Source organism: Dictyobacter formicarum (assembly GCF_016587435.1).
This window is the reverse complement of record NZ_BNJJ01000031.1, coordinates 63,615-87,923: the sequence shown is the minus strand read 5'-3', so window position 1 is coordinate 87,923 and position 24,309 is coordinate 63,615. Positions and strand designations below refer to the sequence as shown.

Genomic DNA, 24,309 nt, shown 5'->3' with positions numbered 1-24,309 from the left:
TGTTAGCTCAACAACACCCAGATTTGGAGCCAGGTGACCACCTCGCACAGACACTTTCTCGATGATCTCGCGTCGAATCTCCTTTGCCAGAAGCTCCATTTGCGGAATTGACAGGGCACGCAATTGCTCTGGGCCATTAATCGTCTCTAGAATGCTTGTCAATGGTTTCCTCCAAATTACTAGGCACCGGCTCCCCATTGTATACGTCGGTAACAAGCGACCAGTAAATATTCCAATCGAAGTGGTTAAACCCCACTATCATGAAGATGCATAAAAGTTAGATAAAGGGTGTATTACTAGGTACCTTTCACAATATTATAGATATGTTCGTAGGCACTGGCAAACGCTTCAGCCCTAAAAATTCATGCACGTAAGGTCTTGACAAGGCTTAAAACAGCCTCGCAAGCCAATTCAGTGCCTATCAGGGGTCCCTTGACAGTATGCTCCTTTCTTCTTATTATGAACCCATATGGTACCATTCGCATTTTGGAAGCAGACATTTCTAGACTGAGTTACGTCTTGAAAACACAAAGGAAGGTAGGAGCGGTCCCTCATTCTTAATGGGGAGAGGAACCGCGCATCTTATGACAAGAAAAGATAGCGAAAAAGATTCGGAAAGGCCACATTACTATTCCCAGTTCTGGCTTGATGTAGCTGCGGGCCGCCACGTGATTGGTGCCCCCAAACCTGAAGATGGTGAAGTGGCCGAAGAGGTTCCTGAGCCAGCACCACAGCGCCGGAGTCGCTTCAACGACACTGGTAATGGGCAAATCGTTCACCCGTTGCTGAGCCAGTACGCTCCTCGCAAGCATTTGCTGAACCTGAGACAGATGACTACAATCTAGGCATCAATGAACAGGAAGAGGGGCTCGACTATTCAGAGGAACAGATTGAAGATACCGATGTCCCCGATATGGATCTAGAATCCGAGGGATACGAGGAGGAAGATTTCTTTGAGGACGAGGATGAGGACGAGGACGAGGACGACGATATGAATTGGGGTCGTGGTCGCAAAAAGCCAAAACCCTCGCGCGCGTCTAAACTACCACCGAAGAAAACTGGCAAGCGTGATACACGCCGCCCATATTAAGCCTTTTTAGTCCATATCAAAAAATAGTATAAAGCAAGCGACTGCAAAATCTGCAGTCGCTTGCTTTATATGTATCTACCGCAGCTCTCACTGTAAACAAGCATATGAATAGAGATTTACGGATATATACCACGCACCTGGGTGGCTTCGGCTACTCGTGAGATGGCCAGCATATTTGCTCCCAGGCGTAAATCGCAGTGATAATGATCCGCTTTATTGGCCACGGCATCAAAGGCCTTATTCATAATCACTTCCAGGCGATGAGTAATATCTTCATTATCCCAGAACAAACTCTGCAGATCTTGCACCCATTCAAAGTAGCTGACGGTGACTCCGCCTGCACTGGCCAGAATATCTGGAATGACCAGGCATCCTTTTTGGAAGAGGATAGCATCAGCGGCTGGCGTGGTTGGTCCGTTGGCCGCTTCAGACACAATGCGTGCCTGGATCTTCTCGGCGTTATACTCGGTGATCAAACCTTCAGTGGCCGCGGGAATGAGAATATCACAGGGCACTTCGAGTACATCCATGGCTCTAATCCGCTGACCACGGGGATAGGTTGCGACTGTGCCATGTTCCAATTTGTGACGCTGCACCATTGCCGGGTCCAGGCCATCCTCATTATACAGGCCACCATTGGTATCACTGACGGCGACGATCTTACAGCCTTCGTTATGAAACAAGCGCGCGGCAATGCTGCCCACGTTACCAAACCCCTGGATGCTTACGCGAGCCCCTTTAAGGGGCATGCCGATCCGCAGGGCAGCGCGGCGTGTCGTGAAGAGGACGCCGGTAGCGGTGGCTTCATTGCGGCCTTCACTCCCCCCGATGGAGAGAGGTTTGCCGGTGACAACGGCAGGGATGGAGAATCCCTCATGCATGGAATAGGTGTCCATCATCCAGGCCATGACTTGAGAATTGGTATTGACGTCTGGTGCCGGTATATCGCTATGCGGACCAATAATGATGGAGATCTCAGTGGTGAAACGGCGCGTCAGACGTTCCAGTTCGCTGGCGGTCATATTCTTGGGATCACAGATGACGCCGCCTTTGGCGCCTCCGTAAGGAATTCCGACCACCGCGCATTTCCACGTCATCCACATCGCCAGCGCTTTTATTTCATCCAGCGTGACATCAGGGCCATAGCGAATTCCGCCTTTGGCAGGACCTCGATTGACGTTGTGTTGGACGCGGTAGCCGGTCATTGTTTTGATACGACCGCAGTCTAACCGTACCGGAAAATTCACGATGAGCTCGCGTTTTGGCTTGCGCAAAATCTCCCGCATATCTTCCGAAAGTTCTAGTCTATCCGCGGCCAACTCAAATTGCTGAACAGCCATATCATAAGGGTTAAACTGCTGCATGATCTCTCCTTTGATGCAAAACTTCATTGTCCTGGCTTGATTGTCATGCGTCCCTGGCCGTGTCTGCGAGCGCAGGGGATGTTACCCCTGCGTCTCTTCTAATTTCTGCTGTAAGAGTGGCCTTACAACATCAATTTTTGCCTGACCACGCGTTTGTTTCATCACCTGGCCAATTAACATCTGAATGGCGTTAACTTTGCCGTTGCGATAGTCGGTGGCGGCCTTCTGGTTATTCGCGATCACATCTTCAATGATGCGCTCGAGTGTTCCAAGATCACTGATTGGAGGCTTGATGCCTTTGCGCTCAACAATAGCTTCGGGCATTTCGCCACTGGCAAAAGCCTCATCCAATATATCTTTCGCTTGTTTACCAGTAATACGTTCTCTGTCAAGTAAATCTAACAGATTTGCCACTGCAGCTGGTTTCAAAGGTGCGTCCTGCACGGCGATAGAGTTGGCCTTTAACAGACGCCCAACCTCGCTCAATACCCAGTTGCTGGCAGCTTTTGCCCGTGCCCGGTGATCCTTTACCGGCGATGAAGATACGACTTGCTCAAAGTAATCGCCGAGAGCTTTATCTTCGGTCAGCACGTTGGCATCCTGCGCAGAGATACCATATTCCTTCACATAGCGAGCGCGACGTTCGTCTGGCAATTCAGATAGCTGTGCGCGAATCTCTTCTACCGATGAGCGACTGATAATCAATGGCGGTAAATCGGGCTCGGGGAAGTAGCGATAATCATCGGCCTTCTCTTTGACACGCTGCGTAACGGTAATACCTTTGGTCTCGATCCAACCTCGTGTCTCCTGTCGAATAGTGCCGCCGTTGCGGATAACCTCGATCTGGCGCCGCGCCTCATATTCCAGGGCCCGCTCAACTGAGCGGAAACTGTTCATGTTTTTAATCTCGGTCTTCACGCCCAGTTTTTGCTGGCCTCGCGGGCGAACCGAAATGTTGGCATCACAGCGTAAGCTACCCTCTTCCATCCGTCCAGAAGATACGCCGATGTAGATCAGTATTTCACGCAACTTCTGCATATAGAGGCGCGCTTCCTCCGGGGAACGCATATCGGGTTCGCTCACAATTTCCATCAATGGGGTACCGGCACGGTTAATATCGATCAAGGTATAACCCTGACGGTGCAGCGAGCGAGCCGTATCCTCTTCCAGGTGCACGCGGGTAATGCCAATTCGACGCTCCTGCCCATTGTACTCAATAGTCAGATAGCCATTGCTGCTGAGCGGAATATCATATTGCGAAATCTGATAACCTTTCATCAGGTCTGGATAATGGTAGCTTTTGCGGTCAAACTTTGAATATTCTGGGATGGCACAATTCAAAGCCAGCGCGGTCATAATGGTATACTTTACCGCTTCCTGATTGATGACCGGTAACACGCCGGGCATTCCCATACACACCGGGCACACATGGGTATTGGGGGCCGCGTTCGCATAACTGGTACTGCAAGAGCAGAACATCTTGCTCCTGGTCAGCAGCTGCGAATGCACCTCAAGTCCGATAACGACCTCAAAATCTGTATCGATCGGAGTATATGCAGTTGTCGTCATGTGCGTATTCTCACTTTATTTCTATCGTGTAACTATATTTACAGCAGAGTAGCCTCATTTTGTCGTAAGTCTAGTCCTTTATCTTTCTTTCGTCAATGCCAAAGCACAGCTACTCTCGTTGCGCTAAAAAAACCAGAGGTATCGCCTTTTATTTTAACACAGTGCTCCCACACCCCACGAAACGGTAACGCTAACGAAAAACATAGGAAATATTGGCTAATTTAACAGGGCTAATTTGCTGATTTCAAACGTTTGCTGATAATAAGAATCATTCGCCTTCTCGTAATAGGCTCACGACGAAATCAATGGATGATAGGTTGCTAACATCCAGGGGATTTAGTGTGACTCGAGTAAAAAGAGGAATCGTCAAAATAAGTGACAGTAGCAGCTGGATAACGCCAGGCAGCAGGGGAAGGCGCAGCACAAAAACGCTGTTGCAGCCAATCTGAGAATAATGTATACTGTCGCAGGAAAGAAGTAGTATAGTTTAAACTTACAGGCGTGCAGGTAGATGCGCATATATAGAGAGCGGGCAGGAGAGCGTTACGTATGTCTCTAATTAATATGGCGAAACGCGAGATTAATTGTAAAATTGTCTATTATGGAATTGGTCTTTGCGGCAAAACGACAAATTTACACTATATACACCAGGCAGTGAATCCACACGACGTAGGAGAGATGGTCTCAATCGATACTGAAACAGAGCGTACATTATACTTCGATCTGCTGCCGCTAGAACTGGGAAAAATCCACGGTTTTAACATTCGCTTTCAACTCTATACTGTTCCTGGTCAGATTCTTTACCAACAAACACGTATTTCAGTGCTCAAGGGTGCCGATTGCGTGATTTTTGTGGCCGATTCGCAGGCCAGCAAGTTACAAGAGAATATCGAATGTTGGAATGAGCTGCAGGAACAGTTGCGCCGCATGAATAAAGATACGGCGAACTTCCCGCTGGTTATGCAATGGAATAAACGCGACTTGCAGGATACGTTGCCGGTATCTGTGTTAGAAAAATACTTAAATCCGTATCGCGTACCCAGCTTTGAGGCGGTGGCAGTAACGGGTAAAGGTGTGATTGAAAGCCTGCGTGTTGGTATTAACTCCACGTTACGCAAGCTTGAACGCATCTAGATTTACTCTTTTCAGTACAGGTGAGCGCTCCCCAGGGAGCGCTTTTTCTTTTACCTGCTATACCATGGGGCAAGCGACTAAGAGAGTGCATATCTTCCATGATGGCCGTATTATCTCTGCATGTGTTCACACACCATTGGAAGCTCAAAGTTTTAGTCATTGGTACAAAAATTGCGCCGTGCGCAATTTTTGTACCAACGCAGCGGTGCTGCTAAATACTTTATTGCTTGAAATACAAGATAAGCGGGACTTGACACAATCTAATACAATCAAGGTATACCTGAAAGTACTAAAAGAAGGCCAACGCTATGGGGTAGAAACTCCTAGAAAGGTCCATGAAATGGCCTGCCATCTTATAGACGCTCACAACATTAATGTGTATAATGGGCAAAGTTATAAGGTCTACCAGTCCCTTGATATTGCAAGGGGCGTCCACATCTTACCTTGGGAGTTCAATTAAACAGAAAAGAGTGCAGGCAGTGCTGCATGGGCCTTTGCGCTGTCCGTTCTCTTCTATGAAGGGATTACATGGAAACGATACGTGTCATCATTATTGATGAGCAGCCCCTCTTCCGTGAGGGTATTCGCGCTACCTTGCAACGAATGGGAGACTGCGAAATTGTTGGAGAGTCGACAGATGCAGCTGATGTACTCGAAATAGCTCGTACGTGCAACCCCGATGTAGCCCTCATCGACGCTGGACTGACGGCCTCTGATCCGTTGGAAATTGCACGACAGATGCGGCATTCGTCGCCACGCCTGGCAATCATTGTTCTCACACCATCAGAAGATGAAGAGCGCTTATTTCAGTCTATTAAGGTTGGTGCCGCTGCCTATACCACGCGCAATATTACCGCCGATGAGTTGATGGATACAGTTCGGAAGGTGAGCCATGGCGAGTATCTGATTCGCGATGATGTGCTTGCCAAACCGCAACTTGCGAGCCGCGTCCTCAAGTCTTTCCGCGAATTGACGGTGGAAGAAGAAGAGAGCGAGCAGAAGGATCTCTATTCCCCACTTTCCAGTCGCGAGGTTGAGATTCTCGATTATATTGCCCGCGGAAATAGCAATAAAGAGATTGCTAAGTCACTGAAAATTAGTGATCAGACGGTGAAAAACCATATCACGTCGATTCTGAAAAAATTGTCCGTCAATGATCGTACAGCTGCGGTAGTGCATGCCTTGCGCCATGGGTGGATTAAGATGCATGAAGAGTAGCCAGACGTCCTAACCGGGCGCTGGCATGCCGTTCATCCTCACAGTAAGTAAAAAACTGGCACAAACCATACCACATTAACAGTCATGTGCAGTGCCAGCTTTTTTATGCCCACACCGTCAGTTCTACCTGCCCGGTCTGAGCATTTATAAACAGGTAGAGGTCCTGAGGCGGCTGAGTTGACAGGGCAACATTAGTTGGAGGCTGGGATACCTGTTGGAACCAGATGAGCCAGACTGGCAGGTTGCTGAAGGAAGCACTGTTCTGATTGTGGGCCGTGGCGGTGTATGCAAGCAATACGTAATAGGTGTCGATTTTTTTTGCTCCGCCTGTTGCATCTGGCTCGGCCTGCGTGGCCAGCTGTAGCGCCTGCAATTGGCTGATTGATGGAGAGTTATTAGGCGTGCGCAGCGCGATGCCCGCGGCCGCAAGAGGCGTGGATTGCAAAACCGCAGCTGGCAGTGGCGGAGATGCCACATCTGACATTGACCAGTGGGAAATGACTGGCACTGCTGCTGGATGAAAAAAGAGAAGCCAGAGCAACCAGAACAGACCAACACCAAGGAGCAAGCCACCAATAAAACGACCTCGTCCTTCCAGGCGCACGGGAATAGGCTTCCTTACCACGGTATCCCTCTCCTTCTCGCAGACTCTAACCCTTCTCAGTATATGTCAAATAATGACGAAAAACAACAGAGCGACATTGCTCGAGTTTCTGAAAAAAGATATACTGATACTAAGAAATTTCACTTTGATGCAACCAATTTAGATTTGTAGCATGAAAAAACTATACTCTAAAATAGCAGCCAAGAAAGGATTAAAAACGAGTGAAAGTTTACGGTCGCATAACGGTTTTTCCCATTATGCCCGCTCGTATAAACCGTTTATATGAATTAGCATATAATGTTTGGTGGAGCTGGCATCCCGAGGCACGTACACTCTATAGTTCTCTCGATCCCGCGTTGTGGGAACAGGTTAGCCATAATCCGGTGCACTTTCTGAGCAAAGTACAACCACAAACACTGGAGCAGGCTGCGCAAAATAGTGAGTATTTAGAGCTTTATGATAGCGTCATTCGTGACTTCGACCACTATATCCATCCCCAACCAAATGAAACCTGGTTCTCTACCACCTATCCTGAACTGAATAATAAAACCATTGCATATTTTTCAGCCGAATTTGGACTACATGAGTCCTTGCCGATCTATTCAGGTGGCCTGGGAATCCTGTCTGGGGACCATTGTAAAGAGGCCAGCGATCTGGGTCTGCCGTTTGTGGGCGTGGGTTTCTTGTATCCGCAGGGATACTTTACGCAGCAGGTTAATCGATCGGGGATTCAGGAAGCATCATACGATAAGTTGCATTTTTCTGAGGTGCCGGCCGTGCCTGCCATTGGGCCCGATGGCAACGAGGTGGTCATTAGTGTGGAGTTGCCCGGTCGCCGCATCTATGCCAAGGTGTGGAAATTGGTAGTTGGCCGTGTGCCGCTCTACCTGATGGACACTGATATTCAACCCAATGCCCCCGCCGATCGCGAACTGTCTGCCCGTCTGTATGGCGGTGATCATGAGATGCGTATCGCGCAGGAAATTGTGCTGGGCATCGGTGGCGTCCGTGCATTGCGCGCTCTTGGAATTGATCCATCCGCGTGGCATCTCAATGAAGGACATGCGGCCTTCCTCAGTCTTGAGCGTTGCCGTGAGCTGGTTGCCGCCGGCCTGACCTTTAATGAGGCGCGCGAAGTTGTCAAAACCAATTCGCTCTTTACCACCCATACGCCGGTCCCGGCAGGTAACGATGCCTTTAGCTTTGATCTCGTTGATAAATACTTTAACACCTACTGGGGACAGTTAGGACTGTCGCGTGAGCAGTTCCTGGATATCGCACGCGAGGATCAAAGCTGGGGACCAAGCTTTAGTATGACGATTCTGGCTCTGAAGCTTACGGGCCATCATAATGGCGTGAGTGAGCTGCATGGGGATGTGTCGCGCAGAATGTGGCAGTTCCTCTGGCCTGGCCTGGACAAAACTGAAGTACCCATCGGCTCAATCACCAATGGCGTTCATACCTTCTCCTGGGTCGCTCCTGAACTCAATAAGCTCTATGGGCGCTTCATGAACCCGGATTGGGGCAAATACGTTGATGATCAGGCTTTCTGGGATAGTCATATTCAAAAGATTCCTGACCAGGAGCTATGGAAAGCACATTATCAGCGCAAACTTGCGCTGGCCGAGTATACAACAAAACGTCTGAAGCGGCAGCATTTGCGCCTGGGAGAAGGCGATCGCCAGTTGGCAGAATTTGAGGGCATGCTCAATCCCAATGCTCTGATCTTCGGCTTTGCGCGCCGCTTTGCAACCTATAAACGCGCAACCTTGATCTTCCGCAATTTGGACAAATTGCGCCGCATCTTGAATGATCCTCAACGCCCGGTCCAGATCGTATTCGCAGGCAAGGCACATCCAGCCGATGAGCCAGGCAAAGCCTTGATCGAATATATTTACAAGATATCGCGTAGCGAGGGATTCAAGGGTAAGATCATCTTCCTGGAAAATTATGACATTGATATGGCTCGCTACCTGGTCTCTGGCACCGATGTCTGGCTGAATAATCCTATTCGCCCCTACGAAGCCAGCGGAACCAGCGGTCAGAAGGCCGCCCTCAATGGACAACCTAACTGTAGTATTCTGGATGGCTGGTGGGCCGAAGGCTATAATGGCAAAAACGGCTGGGCCATTGGTGAAGAGCGCGACTATCATGATCAGGAAGCCCAGGCAGAGGATGATAGCAACTCGCTCTATCATATCCTCGAAAACGAGGTTATTCCCGCCTTCTTTGACCAGGATAGCAATGGCGTACCGCAAAAATGGGTAGGCTATATGAAAGAAGCGATCCGCACCTGCGCGCCCCAGTTTAGCATGCGCCGTATGGTCAAAGACTATACGAATACCTACTATGTGCCTGAGATTCGCCAGAGCATACGGGTTGAAGAGAACCACTACGAGCAAGAGCGCCAGTTAGCTGAATGGAAGGAAAGAGTCAGTCGCGCCTGGAGCAGATTGGAGCTCTATGTGGACGGTCGCCGTGAGGGTCAGCTCAGCCTGGGCGAAAGCCTGGATGTGCACGCCTGGGTTCGGGCCAACGAGCTGAATCCAGAAGATCTTTGCATCGAGCTGGTCTATGGTGAGACGAAAGACGAAATGGCCATCCCAACCTATTCACTACCGATGAACTATGTAAAGCGTGAAAACGACGGTTCATATCGCTATGATATCCAGTTGAAGCCGGACGATAGCGGTAGTATTGCCTATAATATCAGGGTCATTCCTTCGCATCCTTCATTAACTGAGAAGTATGAGCTGGGCTTGATTCGCTGGGCCTAAGCGGACCAGAAAAAAATAAGAGAGGGGAGTCGGTCAGATATATGTTGACCGGCTCCCCTTCTTCATAACATTGTCAGAATATAGCTGATTTTATTAGAGATTTTTCATTGGCCCTGTCACAGCTACTTTTTCGACCACCGCTTTTTTATGGCGATAGGTAAAGAGATGGTGGAACGAGAAGTTATAGAACAGTACCAGAATCAACGCTATCGCCTGAGCAAGCATTGGCATAATGTGCACCACATGGCTAAAGAATTGCTGGATTAAGATGGTTAACAGGCTTCCAACCAACGAGGTGAGATGGAAACGACCACAGCGAGCCAACCATGAACGTTGACGGCCAGGCATGTGGCGGAACGTGAAGAAATCGTTGGGAATGAAGTTGGCAATCAATGAGACTTCACATGCCACCGTCCCTGCGACCAGCGTTCGCCAGAAATCACTCATTGAGGCAGGCAATATGTAGAGCATACCTGCAAACATTGCCAGATTCACCACGGCGGCCGTGCCACCAAAGAAGATGTAACTGACAAAACGCATTACCCAGTCAGCTTTCCCTCCGGATACATCGTCAATAATGTCTAATACACGATTTACAGTATTCCAGCGGGTGGGATGATAACTCGGGCCACGTCTCGCGGGAGTAACCTGCTCTACAATCCCTTCTACAAGTTCTTCTAAATCATTAGATGGCTCAAGAATTTCTTCTAAATCATTAGGTTCAAGAATTTCTTCTAAATTTCCTTGTACTAAAGACCGATCCATGTATTTTACTATGTCTCCGTTTTTTCAAAACTAATTGCGGCCAACTGACCGTCTATATGTGCCAGACGAGTTTTGTTAAGAGAATGTAACAGAGAATCGCCTAAAAAGGCTAAAAGTATCAGCAATTCTAATCATTTAAGCATTTTCTCAGCATGTATTTCTCTGTGTGCTTCTTGTGTCTGTTAACCATTTTATCAATGTAGATTAGGGTTAAACCAATATCTGAGTGTATAAAAAATCTCTCTATTTAATAAAACAAGAAAATAGCATGTTCAGACAAATATCTACGCTAAAGTACTAGTATAGCGCAAAGCAGCCAGCCATATAGGGGATAGCTGACTGCTTTGCAGTAGGGAGAGGAACAGACGAAGTAGTATCAGGCGGCCGTTCTCACGAATATATTTTTAAATAAGGTGCGTATACCCTGGCTGGTTTCTAACAACGAAAAGGCGTTCCCATAGGGATCCAGAAATACGGCCTCGACTCCGTAGAGCTGCTTGGTAGGGGTGCTGATAAAGGTGACACCGCGCTCAGCAAGTTGGGCATACGATTTCTGACAATCGTCGGTGACAAAGATTGAAGCCAGTTTCTGTTCCTGATGGCCACGCAATTCATTGACATATGATTCCCCATAGAGTGGAACATCGGGTTTCGCCAGCGCCAGTTCTGGTTTCTGCTGTCCCTTTGGGGCCACCGTCAGCAGGCGTAGATTCGGCCCAAAGGATATATCACTGCGTTTTTCTAGACCGAGAGTGTCAATATAAAATCGAAGTGCTTCATCCTGGTCATTGACCAGAATTGAAATTATGGTGTGTGGTGAAATGAGCCTCATGGTTACCTGCAATCATTCTTAATGCTGGATGCGACAACTACAAACCCTGGCTATAAACATGCGACTTGGCATACTTCATTATATAAAACATTTGTTCTAAATGCAAGCCGCTGAGTACATATTCAGATACTTTTCTCGTACCTTTGTATTTTTTCTGAAGAGGTGCTCTGCAGATCGCCGGCTATGGGAAATGTGATACGATAAAAGGGTACATGCACGTCCCGGAGACGGCATGCAGTTCTTCATCGATGCACATTCCTGCGCATATAGATCTATTCTTTTTAGCTGCCCTGAAACAGGTTATGGGATACGATAAATATGTGAGATATGTATAAGTAAATGTCTTATGTAGACTGTTTAGTTTTTTATAATGGAGTTGGAATGAAATTAGCAGGCTTTTTATTTGATCTGGATGGAACTTTAGCCAATACGATCCCTCTGTGCATTAAGGTCTATCAACAAACATTCAAACATTTTACCGGTCGAGATTACTCTGAGGCGGAGATTACGGCCCATTTTGGATTGACTGAGGGAGGTATCTGCCAACAGGTAATCCCGGATCGCTGGCAAGAAGCGTTGGACTATTATCACGATGCCTATGAGCGGGCACACGATGAGTGTAATGAGCCCTTTACGGGTATTCCCACTGCATTGGATCTGCTCAAGTCAAAGGGCATCAAAATGGCTGTAGTGACGGGAAAAGGATTACATACTGCTACCCTGACCTTGCGTCATCTAGGTATCGCTGATTACTTTGAGTTTGTGGAGGCTGGACGGGAAGATGCAGTGGTCAAGGCAAGTGCGATGCAGCATATTCTACAGACCTGGCAGATAAAGCCAGAGCATGCGGCCTATATTGGTGATGCCGCCTCTGATGTTGAGCAATCTGCCCAGGCCGGCGTGCTGCCGCTGGCGGCAGAGTGGTCGGCCACGGCAACTATCGATCAGCTGGAGAATATTCATCCCTATGCCAGCTTTACTTCAGTGGAGAGCTTCATTGACTGGATCGAACGTCATGTAGAATCTCTCACTGCTGCCTGATACGGCAGCGGTGGGCCTTTCTCCCTCCCGCCTGCCGCTCTATCTATCCTGATTGACAGCGTTGTCAGCAATTCTTCCTTGCCATCCCGTATCCAGCCAGTAGAAGTTCTACATTTGACATTTTACATTTGACAGGTGAGAGGCATACAATAAAGCAAGAACCGACAACATCAGTTATTGCATAGGAGTAGGGAACGAGGTTTATCATGAAAGCTGTTCAATTTTCCCGGTTTGGAGGCCCTGAGGTTCTGCAGGTACAGGAGGTAGCAGATCCCAGTCCAGCTTCGAATGAAGTCTTGATAGAAGTGAAAGCAACCACCGTCAATCACCTGGACCTCTTCCAGCGCAGCGGCAGACGTCCAATCGGCAATCTTCCGTTTACACCCGGTCTGGAAGCTGCGGGTGTAGTGCTACAAGATAGCAATGGCTTTCGGGCCGGAGAGCGCGTCCTGACGACGCGTGCCAGTCAGGTTCGTGGTGGCGGTGGCTATGCCAGTAAGCTGGCTGTCCCGGCCACAGATCTGGCCCGCATCCCTGATGGCGTAAGCTTTGAGCAGGCGGTAGCCGCAGGTCTGGCGGCTTCAACGGCCTGGGGCAGCCTCTTTGATCTGGGACACTTACAAGCCGGCGAGCGAGTATTGATCTGGGCTGGCTCCAGTGGAGTGGGTTCAATTGCTATTCAGTTAGCCAAGCACGCCGGAGCCTGGGTCGTAAGTACAGCCAGTTCTGACGAACGTGTGCATACCTTGCAACAGTTGGGAGCTGATGAGGTGATTAATTATCGCCAGCAGAGTGTAAGCAAAGTCTTGCAGGCTAGCGGTGGTGTTCAGCTGGTCATAGAACTGGTAAGTTCAACGCTGCAGGAGAGCATTGATGCCGCTGCCGCCGATGGCCGTATTATTTTGATCGGCAATCTTGGTGGGAAAGAGGCCACAGTCGATACCCAGTCGTGGCGCCTCAAGCGCGTCAGCGTGATTGGTGGTGGACAACTACGTACCTCAGTGGCCAATGAAGAAAAGATTCTGCAACTCATTGCCGAGAAGGCCATTCATCCTCTGATTGCTCGTATCTTGCCAATTGAGCAAGCTGGTGAAGCCCATCGCCTGCTCGAATCTGGCGAAATTCAGGGTAAGATCGTGCTCATTTTTGCCTGAGCTCATGCCATAAAAAGCATAAAGAGTAAACTTGTCTCAACAATGGGACATGCAAGGAGATTCGTGATGCCAAGTCAAGTTAGTAGTGAGCAAATTCTCTTTACGCGTGGTGTACCTGCGGTTGAAGCGCTGCCCAACAAGCTGCTGAGCGAGTGCATGCAGGCTGCGTTAGAAGGTCCAGATGGCAAAGTCATTCTCCAGTATGGACATAACGGGGGATATTTACCGCTGCGCCAGTTGATCAGTGAACAATATAAAGTGTCGCCAGATCAGGTACTGGTAGGCAATGGGTCACTGCACTTACAGGATATTTTTGCAGGCTTCCTTCTGAAGCCTGGCGATGTGGTTTTTGTTGAACAACCAAGCTATGATCGCGCCATCAAAACCTTTCGGCGTCGTGGCGCGAAGGTGATTGGCATTCCCCTTGACCTGGATGGTATCAATCTGGCTGCTTTAGAGCAGGCGCTAGCACAATACAAGCCGGTCTTTATGTATGTCATCCCCGACTTTCAGAATCCAGCGGGTGTGACCACTTCGGCGGCCAAGCGCCAGGCCCTGGTAGAGCTGGCCGAGCGCTATAATTTCTGGCTGGTTGAAGACGTTCCCTATCGGACCTTGCGCTACGCCGGCGAGTCGCTGCCGTTGCTGCGCGATCTCAATGCCGAACGAGTGATCACCGTGAGCTCCTATAGCAAATTGATCAGTCCGGCCTTGCGCGTCGGCTATCTGGTTGGACCGCTGCCACTGGTCAAACAGCTTACGAAACTAGCCGAAGAGACCATCCTGGCTCCTGTACTGCCAACCGAAGCTGCTGTGGTTGAATTCCATCGCCGGGGCTACTTTGCATCCAATCTAGAAAGCCTCAAGCAGCTCTACGCTCCACGCCTGCAGGCAATCGTCAAGGCCATCAAGACCTATCTGCCAGATGTGCCTTTTGCTGAGCCACAGGGCGGCTTCTTTGTCAGCATCATGTTGCCGCCTCAATTCAACAGCGCCAATCTGTTGGAGCGCGCGAAACAAGCGGGACTCATCTTAACCGATGGACGCGACTTCTTTGCCGATCCCTATTCGGACAGCGAGGATCCCCGCCAGGGCGAGCGCTTTGTGCGCCTGCCATTCTGCGCCTTGACTCCAGACCAGATAGAAGAAGGCGTCAAACGTCTGGCCGCCCTGCTGCAATCCTAGCCACACCAGACACGCGGGAGGGTTGGATAGCTTGAACCAGCCCTCCTTCTTCTATGTATAGACATTGACAATAGAACATCCAATACTGTATATGTATTATATTGACGTTATTAGAATGCTATGACGAACAGGAGGGCTACGATGAATTATTTGCACTACCTATTTGCAAATTCTCATTTCTTCGTACGCCGCAGCCTGTCAACCATGACCTCACGTACATCTACCTCTCTCAAAACAGCGTCGTACGCGTCAGACGCGGCGAGCAACAACGCGCAATTAGCAGTAGCGTAAGTTACTCTACCTCAGCCTCTTTTAAGCAGCACCACTTCTAAGCAGGAAAGCTCTCGACGGGCGGTCTGCCACAGATGCTGCCTTGATCTATTCTCATCATTATGACAGGGAGCTACTTTATGTCCCAACATTATTATGGTCAACGCCTGGGTAGGCTTGAAGATCAGCAATTTCAAGCTGCTTTAGATCGATTTGGATTGGGCGCTCTGCTTCGTACAGCGCCCATTACCTCTGGCAACTTCGGTCAGAATGTGTTTGTGACCACGAACCAGGGCGAATTTGTCTTGCGCGGCTGTCCACATTTTGACTGGCAGTTTCCAACCGAGCAGTTTTTTGCCCGCCTGCTCCACGAGAAGAGCCAGGTGCCTGCACCCTGGCCCTACCTGGTAGATGAGGAGGTGGACATCTTTGGATGGAGCTATGTATTGATGCCGCGCATGGCAGGTCTGCAAATCACCGATCCACTGGTCTATGATCCGCTGCCTGAACAGGATAAACAGCAGATAGCACAAGCCATGGGTACAACATTGGCCCAACTACATCGCGTCACATGGCCGATCTGTGGACGCTATGATCTTCGCACGCAAACGATCCAGCCATTACAGCTACACCAGGAAATGGCCTGGCCTTTTCCTGCCAGCGCGCCATCTCACAAACCTGTACAATTGCCGTTTAGCCAGCTGGTGATCGCTGTTGTACGCCATCATCTACAGTTGCAATATAGCAAACAGCTCATCAGTAGTCAGGATGCAACCTGGGGAGCACATATTATCGAGCAAGCAACCTGGGCAGCCGATGATACTTTTCAACCAGCACTGGTGTTTGCTGACTATAGCAAGCACAACCTGGTCGTTGAACGTCGATCTGAGCAATGGCATGTCAGTGGCATCTTTGACCTGATGAGCCTCTTCTTTGGCAATAGCGAAATGGATCTGTCCCGGCCGGTAGCAACCTTGCTGGAAGAGGGCAAGCCGCGGGCGCAGGCTTTTCTGCAGGCCTACCTACAAGCCCACCAGGCACGACCCGGCTTTGCCGCCCGCTTTGCCATGTATATGCTCATGGATCGCCTGGTCATATGGGCTTTCGCGAAAGAGAGTCACAAACGCTGGTGGGATGAGAGCTTAACGTTTCAACAATGGGCAGAGCCATTTGTGTCCTTTGCCTCTCAACACTCATGACTATACGATAATTACTGGGTAGCTGGTCGGCTACCCAGTAATTATTCATAAATTTATTTCATAAATCATATAACTTGAAAGAATAAAAAAACTATGGTAATATTATTCATGATAAAGTTGATCAACAAAGTATTGTTTGCTAGCTATCTTTACTTGATCTTTTCATGCAGGGAGAAAAAGAGGAAGCTATGGCCATTAATGACTACGCAAAATCAATCGAAGTATACCCTTTAGCAGCACCTTTTTTCCTGGCGCCCACCATTGATAGCACAGACTACCAGCACATTATGGGTTATTTTGCCACCGGAGTGGCAGTAATTACGACGCTCCATCATAGCCAGCCCATTGGCTTTACCGCCCACACATTCAGTGCTATCTCACGCGATCCTGCTCTCATTTCTTGTTGCGCGGGCGATGGCGCTACTATCTGGCCACTTATCGAGGCTGCCAGCACCTTTTGTGTCAATATCCTGTCGGAGAAGCAACAAAATATCAGCCACATCTTCTCACGTGCTGGAGGTGTGCGCTTCCAAACAACAGAATATAGCCGGGCCACCTCGGGAACACCAATTCTACCCGGCGGGTTGGCCTGGATCGAATGCAGCGTAGCAGCCCTCTATCCTGCTGGAGACCAGCTTATCGTGCTGGGGCGGGTACATCAGATGGAGACGCTGCAGGAGGGCAAACCGTTGGTCGCTTATCGGGGACAATTTGGAACGTTTGAGATGCCATCAGATTGAAAATAAGGCCAGGTTTGTTGCAGCAAACCTGGCCTTATACTGACAGATAAACGCTTTACTTACACCTATGGCTTGATGCCAGTCTGACTGCTGACATCGTTACGAATGAATAGCCCCATGTCATAGGTGCCATCAGTGCTACCAAAGGCCTTGCGCTGCCACCACCAGTTCCAGATATTATTGACCGCCCGTCCCAGGTCAAATTTCGCGCCTGGAGGCGGATTATCGCCATAGCTTAACCAGAGCCAGGGGCCAACACCTGTATAGGCCTGGGGATCGGTACAGGGATTGGTGGGCGTCACCTTACATGGCGGCGGCATATACCCTTGATCCCACTGGGTGCGCATATGGTACTGGTGGAACTGATACGTGTCGCGATACTGATACTGCATGTTCGCCATCTTATCGCCACTGCTAATAATCACAGGAGCGTTCTGCGCCGTAGATGGGCAACCGGTGGGATAGTTAAAGCAGACGTTGGTGTAGTCACGTACATACCAGGCAAATGGCCAGGTTGCGTCATCTACCAGGCCGATGGGAATTTTATGCTGACCACCATAGAGCTTCTGGTCGAGGGCTGCGATTTTATTCATCATGGTATCGACATCAGTAGTGGTCTGCACATAGATCATCATTTCGTGTGGCGCATCAGCATAGTGCACAAAGGTTACCTGAAACATATTCTGCAACGTGGGGACCAGCAAAAGCAAGGCCAGCACAACCGTCGCCACCGAGCTTCCCAGGGCCAGGTGCTTGCGTGCCCGCGTTGGGATAAATGCGAGAGAAGATTTAGCTTCGCTGGCCAGAGGTACGGCTCTTTCCTCTACCGCATCTATGGTGCCCGTAGATTGAACCGGTTTACTCAGGCGCGCTTTAACGACCTGGATGACTTTGACCACCGCTGGCTCAAGGGCGATGGCGGCCAGCAGCATCATTGGCATGGTCATATGAATCATCAACCAGGGCATCTTCTCGCCAGCCCAGGTATAGATAAACACATTTCCGATGAACCAGTAGACCAGGAACAGACGGAAACGCGTTGGACGGACCAGGCAGCGTACAACACCAGCCAGGCCGAAGACCACACCAATCTGCTCGTAGAGGGGAATCAGCAAGAAGTAATAATACCAGGGCTGTCCACCACGCGCTACCTGCTGCTGCTGCAACCAGTAATAGAGGCCCTGCCAGATGCCATCTCCGATACCGCCGGGCAGGTTAGTGAACAAGACGCTAAACAAGACAATAAAAACAAACCAGCCGCAAACTACAGAGAAGAACCAATGCGTCCAGGGCATCGTCAAAATCGTGTCCAGTATCGGCTGCCGGCGTCGCTCGATCAGCCGCGCCAGGCCACGTCGTTCGCTGGTAACCGTCCCTCTGACTTCGCGCACTAACAGAACCGCGACCACGACCGCCAGTAACATGCCTAACCAGGGTAAAAGCGCGACGGTGTTGGCCTTCAAATGTGCCACATAGACATCAGCGATAGCAGTATTAGTCTTATCTTTAGTTATGAAAACAGATAAGTCTTTCAACTTGCCGAAAAAGATCTTGGCGATGATGCCGAGGATAGCAAAGTAGCCCAGCGTAAACCATGGAGCAGCCGTAGTCGGCATGACCTTATCCCAGAAGGTTCGCTCCTCTTTATTTATGTTACGCAACTTCAAGCGTACACCCAATTCCCACACAATCAAGGCTCCCAGGAAACTGCCAAAGACAGCGATGGTCAGGAAGGTTGCTTCTTTGGTAGCGTAGGACAGGGTAAAGGCCAGTGCTGCTACTAGAAGCCATCCGCCTTTGCGGTCTCGTACATAGCGGGCGAGGGCAACTACGGTGAGCAGGGTGAAGAAGGCCATATAGATATCTTCGCGTGCAAAGCGGGAGTAATACACCATACTGGGTGAGACGGCCAGCAAGAAACAGGCCAGCCAGGCCCCAATTTTACTGATATAATCACGCAAGAAATATGGCAGACCAACCAGGGCAGAACCCAGGGTAGCAGCTGCGATACGTACGGTGGTTGTATTCACACCATGGTCTGGTGCCCCAATGAGCTGGCTGATTTTATAGACAAATGCAATGATATGAAATTGAAATGGGCCGTGCGTCAACGGATCATAACGATAGCAAGAGCTGGCAGCTGTCTGCACACAGGTAAGCCAGTTCTCCATATTGTTATGCATCAACACCAGCGAAAAATAAGCATGCAAGCTTTCATCATGATGCAGTGGCTTATCGCCCAGTCCCCAGAAACGCAGGATCGCCCCCAGTATAACCACGCCCCAAAAAGCGATACCAGTCCAGAGTTGCTCCCTTGTAGGTGGCCAGATAGGTTTAGTTACTTGCTCTGCATCATCCTTGTTTGACCCAACCGGAATATCAGTCTCCTCGTATTCTGTCCAGGTCTGCGTATCAACTTCCTCATCAGCTTCGGGCTCGCTAGATGCCTCGGTAGGCTCTGTAGCGAACGCAGAAGCATGATCAGTGGTGGCATCCGTTGGGGCGCCATCACAGGTTACATTTTCTTCAGAAACCAGACCATCAGGAGCGGTAATCTCTTCTTTTGGTTTGTTTTCAAAGCTCTTCAAAGCGTTCTCTCCCTATGGATTTACTCCCATATCACTGCGAATAAAAAATCCCATATCAGTTGATCCAGCGGTACTTCCAATGGGTTTGCGTGTCCACCACCAATCCCATATATTCTTAAATGCCAGAGGGGGATTAAAAAACGCGCCATCTGGCGGAGTATCGCCATAACTCAACCAGAGCAATGGGCCAACACCACCCCAGCGAGGCTGCCCCTGGCAAGAATAGGTTTCAGTAGGAATACACGGCCTGGGCTTATACCCTTCATCCCACCAGCTGCGTAACCGATAATGGTGAAACAGATAAGCAGTTGGATGGCCACTGGTATCACTGGCGCTATATTGTGCTTGTGATTTGCTTATATTATCACCACCCGCAATGATGGCCTCAGGATTCGCATCGGTGCAACCTGTAGGGAAACCATAACAGACGTTGGGGTAATCCCGCAAGTACCAATAAAATGGCCAGTCTGCATCCGTCATGACTCCGATATTTAGTTTATGTTGCCCATGATACAGTTTCTTGTCCAACTGGTCAATTTTGTCCATGACCGTGCTCACATCGGTGGTGGTCTGTACATAAATCATCATTTCATGCGGAGCATCTGCATAATGCATAAACGTGACCTGCAACATGTTCTGTACTGTCAATATCAACAGGAACATTGCAGCTAGTGCACCCAGTATGGTGCCAATTGATGATCCAATAACTCTCTTTGATTGTACCCTATTTCGTCCTTTTTGCGTAAGGTTTTGCCCGTTTTTTACTAATGCGCTTAAACGATTGAATAGAGGTTCCAATCCGATCGCGGCCAGCAACAGCATTGGCATGGTCATATGGATCGTCATCCAGGGCATCTTCTCGCCAGCCCAGGAGTATAAACCTGTTACTCCTACACACCAGTAAAGCAGAAAGAGGCGAAAACGATTGGGATGGCGCAAGCAGCGAACGATCCCTGCCAGGCAAAACACCAGACCGATTTGCTCATACAGTGGAATCAGTAAAAGGTAGTAATACCATGGTTGGTTCCCTCGCGCTATCTGCTGTTGCTGCAGCCAGTAATAGAGGCCCTGCCAGATGCCATCTCCAATGCCGTTGGATAGGTTGGTAAAGACGACCGAAAATAGCAGCACAAAGATCAAGGCTCCCACTACCAGGGCGCCAAACCAGTGCTGCCAGGGCATTGTTACCAGTGCATTCAGAGTTGGCTGCTTCAGTGGATCAATGCGAGCCGCTAGCCCCCTGCGGGCAGGTAAAGGCTTCTTTTGCCGCAGATCTCTTCTCCAGCGTAGCAATACATATATACCGATCAACAGACCCAGCCAGGGTAGCAAGATCACCGTTTGATTTTTTATATTTTTGATGATTGCATCCGAGGTGACAGTATTCGCATTGATATAAATTGAGGTGTCTTTCATCCAACCAAAAAACCACTTCGCCAGTGGCACACAGCACAGCAACAGCACGGCTACGCTTAATGAGCCCGCCGTTTTGGGAGCGTAATGTCCCAGGATGGAATCTCGTTGAAAGCGCGAACGGACAGGAATCTTGCAGCCAATCTCCCAAACCAGTAAACCAAACAGGAAGCTGCCAAAAACGGCGATACTGATAAATGTCGCTTCCTTGGTTGCGTAAGAAAGCACAAATGCGGCCGTGCCCACGACCAACCAGCTTCGCTGGCGACTGCGTATATAGCGTCCAGCCGCCGCGACTAATAGCAAGGTAAAGCAGGCCATATAGATATCTTCGCGCGCAAAGCGGGAGTAATAGACCATGCTGGGTGAGATGGCCAGTAGGAAGCAGGCCAGCCAGGCGACACGTCGTCCTCCCAGGTAATAGCGCATGAAATATGGCAAGCCGACAATCACACTCCCCAGTGTGGCCGCTGCGATGCGTACAGTGGTCGTATTCACGCCATGGTCGGACACACCCAGCCACTGGCAGCACTGGTAGACAAAAGCAATAATATGGAACTGAAATGGTCCGTGGAGGAGGGGATCATAACGATAACAAGCTATCTTCAGATCAAAACAGCCCCTCCAGTTCTCTAGATTATGCAGCAGTTGCAATGAGTAATAGGCATGCAGGCTTTCATCATGGTGTAACGGCTTGATACCAAGTTGCCAGAAACGTAACACAGCTCCCAGCACAATAACCAGCACAAAAGGCAACTGCTGTTTTAACTGGCCGCCCGCAAGCCAGTCGAGGCGAAGGAGGCGGGGTTGCATCTCCTTCTTCTCCACAGGAATCTCTTCTATTTGCTCCACTACATCCATCACTTGCTGAGTATTTTTACTTTTATTTATAGGCACTTCATTCTCTCCGATCTCACCACCCACATCATGTCAAAAACAAAAATCAAAGCTACTCGTCCACTACAGAATGCACTAAAGCATTGCAGGTTAGCTGCAGGGTATTTCTTTTATTCAAAGGCTAAACATAAATATACCAGATATTATAGTTGGTCAGCACATTTAATACAACTTTATACACTCTCTCTCATTTTGCACACTCATATACAAGCACATAAATCTATCTTTTACAAAAAATGGAGACAATGCGATTTAGTCCGTCCTCCCGCTGGTTCACCAATATCATATTCAGGTATATAATACACATTGTGGAAAACAAGGATGGTAATCGATAGTAAATGCTAGTTATACTCTATAAACTAGTATTTTGGCAGGTCAGGATATTAAACGCCATCAAAGGATAAAAGTCCTATATGTCTTTGTCTTATTTTACAGGTATATTCAGGCCTGAAGCAAGTTTTGTGAACAATTGCTGCGATGTATAAGGATAGTGTGGATCGCGGACAAAAATGCGGGCAGTAGGATGATCAAACACTGAGTAGCTTTCGTCGGCGTTACTGTCATCCAGAGTAATACCAAACAAATGAGGATGATTCTCAAATTGTGCGGCCAGGTGAAAGCCTAGTTGACCACTGAAAAGCAATTGATAATACCGAATCGTCAGAGGATAGCGCTCGGGAGAGCGCGGAATCGACTTATCCAGTCGATCGGTTGGCATCGTAATCACGTTGATGGTGGGCAGCAGGGTTGCCAGTTGCTGCGCCTTGGCTTGCGTATCATCTCCATAGAGGTCCAGTCCTGTCGTGGGCTGACCATTAGCATCTATATAGGTCGCCTGCCTATATTCAGCAGGATTATGATTGCCAACTGGAACTGGTAAGGCATCGTCCCATTGTTCATACGTCAGCACGCTACCAGGCGCCACATGTTGATAAATCCAATTAGAAGCCTGGATGCGCGTATTGGGCTCGCTATAAACATTCAGTAAAGCCAGTCCTTGAAAAATGGTGCCTCCCAGCACGACCAGCAGCACGGCGGCCTGCAAGCAGGGCTTGAGCCATACCAGGCGCTCCAAATAGCGGCGATCCTTCCAACGTATATGCTGCAGCATGACCATCAAAAAAGCAGAGGCTATTACAATGAAAAAGGGGTAGACAGGGAGCAGGTAGCGCATGAACTTCACATAGAAGCTACCAACAATAATACTATAGACCAGTACCCAGACAAGCACGATCAACCAGCTACTCTGCAAGTTACGCCGTAAAAACCAGAGTAACCAGCCACAGCCTGCCAGGGCGCTACAGCCAGCGGTAATGCCCATGCCCCAAATTAACAGATTCTTTCCCTGATAGATAAAGGGCAGTGTACCCACAAATTGCCGTACATAAGGCAGATCTAATGAGCCGCGCACAAGATTACCCTGGTCTGAAACTTGCTGGATGAAAGATGGCATATCCAGCAATGCATATGGCTGGGTGATAAAAAAGATTGCGACCATGAAGATCGCGGATCCGAGTAGAGCCACGGCCAGATCTAAAAAGTTACGGCACCGTTGCCAGCGTAGCCAGGCGGCACTTAAAAGTGAAAGGACCAGAGGAACTGCACTAAATTTGGTGGCCATAGCCAATCCATACGCTGCACCAGCCAGAATGGCCCACAAGAAGGGACGCGGACTATCTACCCATAGCACACAGAAAAGGATGGTCAATACAACGAAAAAGGCCAGCAGAGTATCGACCGCATAAAAATGGGACAGTTGGAGGTGCAGAGGCGTAAAAGCCAGCAGCGTGGCCGCCAGCAGGGCTACATACCAGGCCTGTGATTGCAGTTGCTTGGTTTTGCGCGCCAGCACGCCCGCCAGGCAGGCAGTAGCCAGTATCGTCCCGCTATCAAAGATCGCCGAGACAACACGTCCAACCAACGTAAGGGTAAAGAAGTTTTTAGGATCATGCAGATCATATCCCAGCATGCGACCAATGGCAGCTAAGAAATAGATGGGAAAAGATCCATAAGCAAAAAATTGCGGGTTAAGAGGAGACTGAGCGGGATTCAAGAACTCGGCCCAACTTTTCGGCCACCCCAGCGCGGTGACATGAAAAAGAATTTGCCGCTCATCGGGATGGAAGCTATTGCCAGCATCCCAGTTCAATCCGTAGAGGCGTAAGCCACAGCCCAACATCACCAGGCCTAACAATATCCAGACCTGCCAGCGCACGATTGGCTTCACGTTTTCCCTTTCTCTTGCAACTTCTGGCCCGGCCAAAGGTTTACGATAGCCAGCAAGATTACTTTTTAATCTCCAGTATAGGTAATTATTGTGACTACGGTCAAGAGGTCATATCAGCCTGATTCTACTGTTCGTCGTAATACACTTCCCTCTTCCAACAGGATACACAAAAATTTCCGCTTCCCTCTGCTGCCAGAGGCATCTTCTTTTATAAGGAAGCTCGAGAAGCATATCCGATGATT

The 24,309-nt window shown here is 49.2% G+C and carries 19 protein-coding genes; 10 read left to right on the top strand and 9 right to left on the bottom strand.

Annotated elements, in window-relative coordinates; all coding sequences use genetic code 11:
• The coding region (locus tag JMI88_RS40305; RefSeq protein ID WP_268906051.1) for a 1-deoxy-D-xylulose-5-phosphate synthase N-terminal domain-containing protein at positions 1–198 on the bottom strand (198 nt) is incomplete at its 3' end.
• 386 nt (positions 199–584) lie between these two features.
• On the opposite strand from JMI88_RS40305, the gene JMI88_RS34875 reads away from it, so the two are divergent.
• Both JMI88_RS34875 and JMI88_RS34870 read left to right on the top strand, forming a co-directional pair.
• The gene (locus tag JMI88_RS34875; RefSeq protein ID WP_201366647.1) at positions 585–845 is read left to right on the top strand and encodes a hypothetical protein; all 261 of its coding nucleotides are present in this window, start codon (positions 585–587) and stop codon (positions 843–845) included.
• Positions 846–913: 68 nt separating this feature from the next.
• Positions 914–1,090 (top strand): hypothetical protein, encoded by a 177-nt coding sequence (locus JMI88_RS34870; RefSeq protein ID WP_201366646.1) that lies wholly within the window; start codon positions 914–916, stop codon positions 1,088–1,090.
• A gap of 116 nt (positions 1,091–1,206) precedes the next feature.
• Here JMI88_RS34870 and JMI88_RS34865 read toward each other — a convergent pair whose 3' ends face one another.
• Positions 1,207–2,454, bottom strand: a complete 1,248-nt coding sequence (locus tag JMI88_RS34865; RefSeq protein WP_201366645.1) for a Glu/Leu/Phe/Val family dehydrogenase — start codon at positions 2,452–2,454, stop codon at positions 1,207–1,209.
• An 81-nt stretch (positions 2,455–2,535) separates the two neighbouring features.
• The gene (gene gatB / locus JMI88_RS34860) at positions 2,536–4,023 is read right to left on the bottom strand and encodes an Asp-tRNA(Asn)/Glu-tRNA(Gln) amidotransferase subunit GatB (protein ID WP_201366644.1); all 1,488 of its coding nucleotides are present in this window, start codon (positions 4,021–4,023) and stop codon (positions 2,536–2,538) included.
• Positions 4,024–4,572: 549 nt separating this feature from the next.
• Here gatB and JMI88_RS34855 point away from each other — a divergent pair.
• Both JMI88_RS34855 and JMI88_RS34850 read left to right on the top strand, forming a co-directional pair.
• A complete protein-coding gene (locus tag JMI88_RS34855) occupies positions 4,573–5,157 on the top strand; it encodes a GTP-binding protein (RefSeq protein ID WP_126595001.1) in 585 nt (194 codons plus the stop codon).
• Positions 5,158–5,685: 528 nt separating this feature from the next.
• Positions 5,686–6,375 carry a LuxR C-terminal-related transcriptional regulator gene (locus tag JMI88_RS34850; protein WP_201366643.1) on the top strand — a complete coding sequence of 230 codons (690 nt, stop codon included), beginning with the start codon at positions 5,686–5,688 and terminating at the stop codon, positions 6,373–6,375.
• Positions 6,376–6,478: 103 nt separating this feature from the next.
• Here JMI88_RS34850 and JMI88_RS34845 read toward each other — a convergent pair whose 3' ends face one another.
• On the bottom strand, positions 6,479–7,000 hold the full coding sequence (locus JMI88_RS34845) for a hypothetical protein (RefSeq protein WP_201366642.1): 522 nt from the start codon (positions 6,998–7,000) through the stop codon (positions 6,479–6,481).
• Positions 7,001–7,200: 200 nt separating this feature from the next.
• Here JMI88_RS34845 and glgP point away from each other — a divergent pair, with 200 nt between their 5' ends.
• Positions 7,201–9,756, top strand: coding sequence for an alpha-glucan family phosphorylase (glgP, locus tag JMI88_RS34840; RefSeq protein WP_201366641.1), 2,556 nt, complete (start codon positions 7,201–7,203; stop codon positions 9,754–9,756).
• 93 nt (positions 9,757–9,849) lie between these two features.
• On the opposite strand, the gene JMI88_RS34835 is transcribed toward glgP, so the two are convergent.
• Both JMI88_RS34835 and JMI88_RS34830 read right to left on the bottom strand, forming a co-directional pair.
• Positions 9,850–10,521 (bottom strand): GtrA family protein, encoded by a 672-nt coding sequence (locus JMI88_RS34835; protein WP_201366640.1) that lies wholly within the window; start codon positions 10,519–10,521, stop codon positions 9,850–9,852.
• Between the two features lie 376 nt (positions 10,522–10,897).
• Complete coding sequence (locus JMI88_RS34830; RefSeq protein WP_201366639.1) at positions 10,898–11,353, bottom strand: VOC family protein; 456 nt, start codon at positions 11,351–11,353, stop codon at positions 10,898–10,900.
• Between the two features lie 381 nt (positions 11,354–11,734).
• Here JMI88_RS34830 and JMI88_RS34825 point away from each other — a divergent pair, with 381 nt between their 5' ends.
• From JMI88_RS34825 to JMI88_RS34805, 5 genes are all read left to right on the top strand, one after another.
• A complete protein-coding gene (locus JMI88_RS34825) occupies positions 11,735–12,394 on the top strand; it encodes an HAD family hydrolase (protein WP_201366638.1) in 660 nt (219 codons plus the stop codon).
• Positions 12,395–12,600: 206 nt separating this feature from the next.
• On the top strand, positions 12,601–13,548 hold the full coding sequence (locus tag JMI88_RS34820) for a quinone oxidoreductase family protein (protein ID WP_201366637.1): 948 nt from the start codon (positions 12,601–12,603) through the stop codon (positions 13,546–13,548).
• Between the two features lie 66 nt (positions 13,549–13,614).
• Positions 13,615–14,733: an aminotransferase-like domain-containing protein gene (locus JMI88_RS34815; protein ID WP_201366636.1), complete on the top strand. Its 1,119-nt coding sequence runs from the start codon at positions 13,615–13,617 to the stop codon at positions 14,731–14,733.
• A gap of 410 nt (positions 14,734–15,143) precedes the next feature.
• Positions 15,144–16,202, top strand: a complete 1,059-nt coding sequence (locus JMI88_RS34810) for a phosphotransferase family protein (protein ID WP_201366635.1) — start codon at positions 15,144–15,146, stop codon at positions 16,200–16,202.
• 188 nt (positions 16,203–16,390) lie between these two features.
• A complete protein-coding gene (locus tag JMI88_RS34805; RefSeq protein WP_201366634.1) occupies positions 16,391–16,942 on the top strand; it encodes a flavin reductase family protein in 552 nt (183 codons plus the stop codon).
• 65 nt (positions 16,943–17,007) lie between these two features.
• Here the strand turns inward: JMI88_RS34805 and JMI88_RS34800 are convergent, their stop codons facing one another.
• The 3 genes from JMI88_RS34800 to JMI88_RS34790 all read right to left on the bottom strand — a co-directional run bounded on the left by JMI88_RS34800 (position 17,008) and on the right by JMI88_RS34790 (position 24,067).
• Positions 17,008–19,530 carry a flippase activity-associated protein Agl23 gene (locus JMI88_RS34800; protein ID WP_201366633.1) on the bottom strand — a complete coding sequence of 841 codons (2,523 nt, stop codon included), beginning with the start codon at positions 19,528–19,530 and terminating at the stop codon, positions 17,008–17,010.
• 12 nt (positions 19,531–19,542) lie between these two features.
• A complete protein-coding gene (locus JMI88_RS34795) occupies positions 19,543–21,840 on the bottom strand; it encodes a flippase activity-associated protein Agl23 (RefSeq protein ID WP_201366632.1) in 2,298 nt (765 codons plus the stop codon).
• A 424-nt stretch (positions 21,841–22,264) separates the two neighbouring features.
• Positions 22,265–24,067, bottom strand: coding sequence for an ArnT family glycosyltransferase (locus JMI88_RS34790; protein WP_201366631.1), 1,803 nt, complete (start codon positions 24,065–24,067; stop codon positions 22,265–22,267).
• Positions 24,068–24,309: the final 242 nt, after the last annotated feature.